This window comes from Micromonospora sp. D75 (assembly GCF_018070405.1).
In the GTDB taxonomy this organism is placed as follows: Bacteria; Actinomycetota; Actinomycetes; order Mycobacteriales; family Micromonosporaceae; genus Micromonospora; species Micromonospora chalcea.
In genome coordinates this window covers 1-6,447 of the sequence record NZ_JAGPXV010000335.1, presented here as the reverse complement: position 1 = coordinate 6,447, position 6,447 = coordinate 1, and the positions used below count along the sequence as shown (strand labels likewise).

Genomic DNA, 6,447 nt, shown 5'->3' with positions numbered 1-6,447 from the left:
GGTAGAAGCCGCGGCCGACCTTCTCCTCGCCGCCGAGCACGGCGGAGGCGGGCACGGTGACGCCGTCGAGCACCATCTCGGTGGTCTCGACGCCCTTGTAGCCCATCTTGTCGATCTTGCCGGGGATGGTGAGGCCGGGCGCGGTCTCACCGAAGCCGGGCTCCTTCTCCAGCAGGAAGGTGCTCATGTTGCCGTAGACCGAGTCGGCCCCGGTGTCGGTCTTGACCAGGGTGGCCACCACCGACGAGTACGCGCCGTTGGTCAGCCACATCTTCTGGCCGTTGAGGACGTAGTTGTCGCCGTCGCGGACGGCCTTCGACTTGATCGCCGAGACGTCCGAGCCGCACTCGGGCTCGGACATCGAGAACGCGCCGCGCACCTCGCCGGTGGCCATCCGGGGCAGCAGCCGGGCCTTCTGGTCGGCGGAGCCGTGCTGCGAGATCAGGTACGCCACGATGAAGTGCGTGTTGACGATGCCGGAGATCGACATCCAGCCCCGGGACAGCTCCTCGACCACGAGCGCGTAGGTCAGCAGGGACTCGCCCAGCCCGCCGTACTCCTCGTCGATGGTGAGGCCGAACAGCCCCATCTCGCGCATGCCGTCGAGGATGTCGCTCGGGTACTCGTCGGCGTGCTCCAGCCGCTGCGCGTGCGGAATGATCTCTTTGTCGGCGAACTCCCGGACAGTTTCCAGAATCGACCGCTGCACGTCGGTCAGTCCGGGCGTCTGGGCGAGTCGGGCCATCTCAGCCTCCGGGGTCGTCGGCGCATTACTCAGGGGTAACTGAACGCTCGGTCAGTATCGGCCCCGGGACCGGCGCAGCCAAGGTGACCAGTCCCTACAACCGCTGTGAAAAGGTTCACCGCTACGGGTAGCGTCCGCAAGAGAGAGGGCCCGTTCACCTGGGGAAAAGGGGCGCGCGTGACTGACGAGCAGCCACCCTCACCGTACGAGCCGCCGCCGCACGGCCAGCCGTACGGGCAGCCGCAGTACGGCCAGCAGCATCCGCAGTGGGGCCAGCAGCCCCCGTACGCCCCGCAGCCGCCCTACGGCCAGTACGGCCCACCCGGGCCGGGGCCACGCCCCGGCGGCACGAACGTGCTCGCCATCCTGTCACTGGTCTTCGCGTTCGTCTTCGCGCCCGCCGGCATCGTCTGCGGCCACCTGGCGAAGCGGCAGATCCGGCAGACCGGCGAGGACGGCGACCAGCTCGCCACCTGGGGACTGATCCTCAGCTACATCTTCACCGCGATCGGCCTGGTGGCCTGCTGCGGCTGGATCGGGCTGGCGATCTGGGCCAACTCCGACAACGGCACCTACTGAGGCTCAGCGGAACTGCGCCTCCCGGACGCTGTTGCCACCGTCGACCACGAGCATCTGCCCGGTGATGTACGACGCGGCCGGCGAGCAGAGGAACGCGATCGCGGCGGCCACCTCGTCCGGCGTGCCGGGACGCCCGACCGGCGTACCCAGGCCCTGCTTGATCTCGGCCATGGTGGACGCCGCGGTGTGGATGATGCCCGGCGCCACCGCGTTCACAGTCACCCCGTCGGCGATCATCTCCATCGCCAGCGCCCGGGTCAGCCCGACCACGCCGGCCTTGGCCGCCGCGTAGGCCGCCTCGGTGGGCAGCGCGTTGACCGGCCCGGCGGTGGCGGCCAGGTTGACGATCCGGCCCCAGCCCCGCTCGGCCATGCCACCGATGAACGCCCGGCTGCACAGGAACGCGGTGGTCAGGTTCCTGTCGATCTCGCCGCGCCACTCGTCGTACGTCAGCTGGGCCACCGGCCGCAGCACCTCCGGGCTGGCCCGGCTGGCCAGGCCCGCGTTGTTCACCAGCACCTCGACGTCGCCGAGCTGCTCGGCCACCGCGTCGGCGAGCGCGCCCACCTCCGACTCGTCGGTGAGGTCGGCGACGAAGCCGGTGACGCCCAGCTCGCCCGCGCGCTCGTGGATGCGCCGGGTGGTGGAGACGATCGCCACCCGGGCGCCCAGGTCGGACAGCCGGCGCGCGGTCGCGTACCCGATGCCGTCGGCGCTGCCCGCGCCGGTGACCAGCGCGACCCGGCCGTCCAGCCGCATGGTGGCCGGTTCCGGCAGCGGCGCCGGCCGTTCGGAGTCGGCGGCGCCGACCGGCTCGCCGCCACGCGGGCGCCGCACCGACCCCGGCCGGCTCATGTCCCGTCGCGACCGACCCCCACGCGCGTCAAGTGCCATGCCGAGGATCCTGCCCGGTACCGACCCGCCGGGCAACGCGCGCCCGGAAAGAGGGTGCTCCGTGTCGCGAGCCGGTGGCTACCCTGAGCCGACCACGTACCTGGAGATGATCAGATGAGCTATCCCCCACCGCCCGGTGGTTGGCAGGACCCCTCGGCGGCCGGGCCGCACTCGGCGCCGCCGGCCGACCCGATCATGCCCGCGATCCCGAACCAGCCGGGCCAGGCCGACCCGTACGCGCCGGTCGCCGATCCCTACGCGCCGGTCGCCGACCCGTACGCGGGCGCGAAGTCCCCGTACGCCCCACCCGGCGGCGACCCGTACGCCGCCGCGATGCCCGGCTACCCGCCCCCGGGCACCTACCCGCCGCCGGGGGCCTATCCCGGCTACGCGATGCCGCCGGCCCGCACCAACACGATGGCCATCGTGGCGCTGGTCCTGTCGCTCGTCGGCTTCGCCTCGTGCATCACCGCGCCGATCGGCGCCATCATGGGCCACGTCGCGCGCAAGCAGATCCGGGAGACCGGTGAGCAGGGCGAGGGCATGGCCACGGCGGCCATCATCGTGGGCTGGATCCTGACCGCTCTGCTGGTCGCCGGCATCATCTTCTACATCGTGATGATCGTGATCGCGATCGGCGCGTCCAGCGCCAGCAGCAGCTACTGACGCCACCGGGCCGCCCCCGGGCGCGGGGGCGGCCCGACGCGCGATCAGGCCGAGGGCGGCGTGAACGAGGACGTACGGGACATGCCGGCGGCGCGGCCCTTGGCGGCGATCACCAGGGCCATCTTGCGGGACGCCTCGTCGATCATCTCGTCGCCGAGCATCACCGCGCCGAGCTTCCCGCCCGCCTCCGAGGTGTAGTAGTCGTAGGCGTCGAGGATCAGCTCGGCGTGGTCGTAGTCGGCCTGCGCCGGCGAGTAGACCTCGTTAGCCGCGTCGATCTGGCCGGGGTGCAGCACCCACTTGCCGTCGAAGCCCAGCGCCGCCGAGCGCTTCGCCACCTCGCGGAACGCGTCCACGTCGCGGATCTGCAGGAACGGGCCGTCGATGGCCTGCTTGTCGTGCATCCGCGCGGCCATCAGGATGCGCATCAGGATGTAGTGGTACGGGTCGCCCGGGTAGTCCGGGATCAGCGCGCCGACCACCAGGGACTTCATGTTGATCGAGGCCATGAAGTCGGCCGGGCCGAAGATGATCGTCTCGACCCGGGGCGAGGCGCCGGCGATGGCGTCCACGTTCACCAGCCCGGCCGCGTTCTCGATCTGCGCCTCGATGCCGATCCGGCCCACCTCCAGGCCGAGCGTCTTCTCGATCTGGGTGAGCAGCAGGTCCAGCCAGTGCACCTGCTCGGCGTTCTGCACCTTCGGCAGCATGATGCAGTCCAGGTTCGCCCCGGCGCCCTCGACCACCTCGATGACGTCCCGGTAGGTCCACGGCGTGGTCAGGTCGTTCACCCGGACCACGCGGGTCTTGCCCGCCCAGTCGCCCTCGTTCAGCGTCGCCACGATGTTCTTGCGCGCGTCCGGCTTGGCCAGCGGGGCGACCGCGTCCTCCAGGTCCAGGAAGACCTGGTCGGCGGGAAGGCCCTGGGCCTTGCCGAGCATCTTGACGCTGGAGCCGGGCACCGCCAGGCAGGATCGGCGGGGACGACCGACAGCGGTCATGGGTGCGCTCCTTCCAGCGTCCGGCGCAGGCGCCGGCGCAGCGGTGGATTTCGAGAACTTAACGATCCCAAAGGGCGTGGTGACGCCACGGTAACCTCGTGCCGTGACCGGGGTGAATGGACCTGTGGAAGATCTCACTGAGCGTCGGATCGTGGTGCTGACCGGGGCGAGCTCCGGCATCGGCCTGGCCGCCGCGGAGGAGTTGGCGCGCCGCGGTGACCAGGTGGTGCTGGTCGGCCGGGACCCGGCCCGGCTGCGCGCCGCGGGCGAGCGGGTCCGCGAGTGCTGCGGCGAGCAGCCGGAGCTGTTCCGCGCCGACTTCGCGGTGCTCGACGACGTACGCGGGCTCGCCGAACGCCTGCGCGAGCGCTACGACCGGATCGACGTGCTCGCCAACAACGCCGGCGCGATCGTGCTGGAGCCGATCACCACGGTCGACGGTTTCGAGCTGAGCATGCAGGCCAACCACCTCGCCCCGTTCCTGCTCAGCAACCTGCTGCGAGACCGGATCGGGCGGATGGTGGTCACCGGCTCGGACGCGCACCGCAGCGGCGTGCTCGACCCCGACGACCTCAACTCCGCGCTGCGCTCGTACCGGCCGTTCCGCGCGTACGGCACCAGCAAGCAGGCGAACATCCTGTTCACCGCCGAGGCGGCCCGGCGCTGGCCGGAGGTGCCCGCGCACGTGTTCCACCCGGGCGTGGTGCGGACCCGCTTCGGCAACGAGAGCCGGATCGTGGCGCTCGGCATGCGGCTGCTGCCGTTCCGCAGCCCGGAGAAGGGTGCCGAGACGCTGGTCTGGCTCGCCTGCCAGGACCCGTCCCGGCTGACGAACGGCGGCTACTACGCCGACCGCAAGCCGCACCGGCCCCGGCCCAAGGCGGCCGACCCGGCGCTGGCCGCGCGGCTCTGGACGGCCAGCGCGAAGGCCGTCGGCGTCGACGCCTGAGCGGGTCACCACGACCGCCGGTCCGCTGGGACACTCGACGCCATGACGACGGGAAACGAGGTCCTGCTGGTCGCGCTGGTCGACCTGAGCGCCGACGCGGACGCCGGGCGGCGGTACGAGGACGCGGTGCTGGCGCTGCTCGGCCGGCACGGCGGCGAGTTGCAACGGCGGCTGCGTACCGGCGACGGGGAGACCGAGGTGCACGTGATCCGGTTCGCCGCCCGCGCCGGGCTGGACGCGTTCCTGGTCGACCCGGACCGCGTCGCGCTGCGCGCCGAGCTGGGCGACGCCGCGCCCGCCACCCGCGTGCTTGAGGTACGCGACGTCTGAGCTGCGCCTTCTCCCTCACTTCATCACGCGGGGACGCCGAGAACAAGACTTGATCTTGGGGCTGGCGAGGCGCAGTGTCGGGGCATGGACTTCGATCCTCTGGCCACCGCCCGCCGCGCACTCTGGATCGGCGGCGCGCAGTGGGCCGGCAAGACGACACTCGCGGTCACGTTGGCACTGCGGTACGGGCTGACCGCGTACCTCTACGACCGCCACGACGCGCGAGGGCACGACGACCGGCGGATCGCCGACCGGATCCGACGGGGTGAGCCGCCGGACGGCCCGGACGCGGAGGCGACCTGGGTGACGACGAACCCGGAGCGGATGGCAGCCGAGACCCTCGCCGGATTTCCGCGCCGCTTCGAGTGGGTGCTCGACGACCTGAGCGCGCTGGTGAGCGGTCGCCGGGTGGTCGCCGAGGGCTGGGGGCTGCGGCCCGAACTGGTTGCCCCGATCGTCGAGTCGACAGGGCAGATGGTGGTGCTGGTGCCGACGCCGGAGTTCCGCGCGTACCAGGTGGAACGGCTGCCGCGGGCGATGGCCCGGCATCCCGGCGTGAGCGACCCGGAGCGGGCGTGGCGTCATCGGATCGCGCGCGACGAGCTGGTCGCCGCCGACGCGGTCGCCGCCGCCCGGGCGCTCGGGGTACGCGTGATCGAGGTGGACCTCGACCGGGACGCCGAGGCGGTCGCAGCGCTGGTCGCCGACCACTTCGCCGGATACCTCTGAGCGTCACCGCGACACGTGCACCGGGACGCTCGTCACCACCACGCCGGGCAGCGCCCGCAACGCGGTCCGCAGCCGCTGCTCGGCGCGGCTGTGCAGCAGCCGGTACCGACGTCGGCGCAGCACCACCTCCGGCACGATCACGGTGAGCGTCAGGTCCGGGCTCGCGGCGTGCAGCGCCTCCAGGTAGTGCGCCAGCGGGCCGATCACCGACCGGTACGGCGACACGTTCGTCTCCAGCTTCAGGTGGTCGCCCCAGCCCCGCCACTGGTCCCGGATCCGGTCCGCCTCGTCCTGCGCCGGAGCGAGGTGCACGGCGAGCGTCGGCCGCCCGAGCGAGGTCGCGTACGCCAGCGCGCGCAGCGACGCCCGGTTCAGCCGGGCCACCGGCACCACCACCAGGTGGCGTACCTGCTGGGGCAGCTCGTCGCACTCGGCGGGCGGCGCGGACGGCGGCGAGTGCAGCGCCAGCGCGCGGTGCAGCCGGTCGTAGTGCCCGTGGATCCGGCGGAACAGCAGCACCAGCAGCGGCACCGCGAGCACCACCACCCAGGCGC

General features: G+C 72.2%; 8 protein-coding genes and 1 pseudogene. 5 read left to right on the top strand and 4 right to left on the bottom strand.

The features are described 5' to 3' along the window. A partial coding sequence (locus tag KBX39_RS19650; protein ID WP_210871879.1) for an acyl-CoA dehydrogenase family protein occupies positions 1-745 on the bottom strand: 745 nt, incomplete at its 3' end. Positions 746-922: 177 nt separating this feature from the next. Here KBX39_RS19650 and KBX39_RS19645 point away from each other — a divergent pair. Next, a complete protein-coding gene (locus KBX39_RS19645) occupies positions 923-1,324 on the top strand; it encodes a DUF4190 domain-containing protein (protein WP_043326898.1) in 402 nt (133 codons plus the stop codon). Between the two features lie 3 nt (positions 1,325-1,327). Here the strand turns inward: KBX39_RS19645 and KBX39_RS19640 are convergent, their stop codons facing one another. Beyond that, complete coding sequence (locus KBX39_RS19640; RefSeq protein WP_030501096.1) at positions 1,328-2,179, bottom strand: SDR family NAD(P)-dependent oxidoreductase; 852 nt, start codon at positions 2,177-2,179, stop codon at positions 1,328-1,330. A 153-nt stretch (positions 2,180-2,332) separates the two neighbouring features. Between KBX39_RS19640 and KBX39_RS19635 the strand changes: the two genes are divergently transcribed. Beyond that, positions 2,333-2,884, top strand: coding sequence for a DUF4190 domain-containing protein (locus tag KBX39_RS19635; RefSeq protein ID WP_030501095.1), 552 nt, complete (start codon positions 2,333-2,335; stop codon positions 2,882-2,884). A 44-nt stretch (positions 2,885-2,928) separates the two neighbouring features. Here KBX39_RS19635 and KBX39_RS19630 read toward each other — a convergent pair whose 3' ends face one another. Beyond that, complete coding sequence (locus KBX39_RS19630) at positions 2,929-3,885, bottom strand: CoA ester lyase (RefSeq protein WP_043326903.1); 957 nt, start codon at positions 3,883-3,885, stop codon at positions 2,929-2,931. A gap of 124 nt (positions 3,886-4,009) precedes the next feature. Here KBX39_RS19630 and KBX39_RS19625 point away from each other — a divergent pair, with 124 nt between their 5' ends. The 3 genes from KBX39_RS19625 (at position 4,010) to KBX39_RS33425 (ending at position 5,893) form a co-directional block, all read left to right on the top strand. Continuing rightward, complete coding sequence (locus KBX39_RS19625; RefSeq protein ID WP_166455797.1) at positions 4,010-4,834, top strand: SDR family NAD(P)-dependent oxidoreductase; 825 nt, start codon at positions 4,010-4,012, stop codon at positions 4,832-4,834. A gap of 42 nt (positions 4,835-4,876) precedes the next feature. Beyond that, on the top strand, positions 4,877-5,164 hold the full coding sequence (locus KBX39_RS19620; protein ID WP_043326906.1) for a hypothetical protein: 288 nt from the start codon (positions 4,877-4,879) through the stop codon (positions 5,162-5,164). An 84-nt stretch (positions 5,165-5,248) separates the two neighbouring features. After that, positions 5,249-5,893: a hypothetical protein gene (locus KBX39_RS33425; RefSeq protein WP_187694421.1), complete on the top strand. Its 645-nt coding sequence runs from the start codon at positions 5,249-5,251 to the stop codon at positions 5,891-5,893. 3 nt (positions 5,894-5,896) lie between these two features. Here KBX39_RS33425 and KBX39_RS19610 read toward each other — a convergent pair. Beyond that, positions 5,897-6,447: pseudogene (locus KBX39_RS19610) on the bottom strand (amino acid permease); the annotation flags it as partial.

What these genes read in the sequence shown, in the direction of transcription:
- KBX39_RS19630 (WP_043326903.1), bottom strand. Translation starts at nt 3,885, where the DNA reads ATGACCGCTGTCGGTCGTCCCCGCCGATCCTGCCTGGCGGTGCCCGGC.
- KBX39_RS33425 (WP_187694421.1), top strand. Translation starts at nt 5,249, where the DNA reads ATGGACTTCGATCCTCTGGCCACCGCCCGCCGCGCACTCTGGATCGGC.
- KBX39_RS19635 (WP_030501095.1), top strand. Translation starts at nt 2,333, where the DNA reads ATGAGCTATCCCCCACCGCCCGGTGGTTGGCAGGACCCCTCGGCGGCC.
- KBX39_RS19640 (WP_030501096.1), bottom strand. Translation starts at nt 2,179, where the DNA reads ATGAGCCGGCCGGGGTCGGTGCGGCGCCCGCGTGGCGGCGAGCCGGTC.
- KBX39_RS19620 (WP_043326906.1), top strand. Translation starts at nt 4,877, where the DNA reads ATGACGACGGGAAACGAGGTCCTGCTGGTCGCGCTGGTCGACCTGAGC.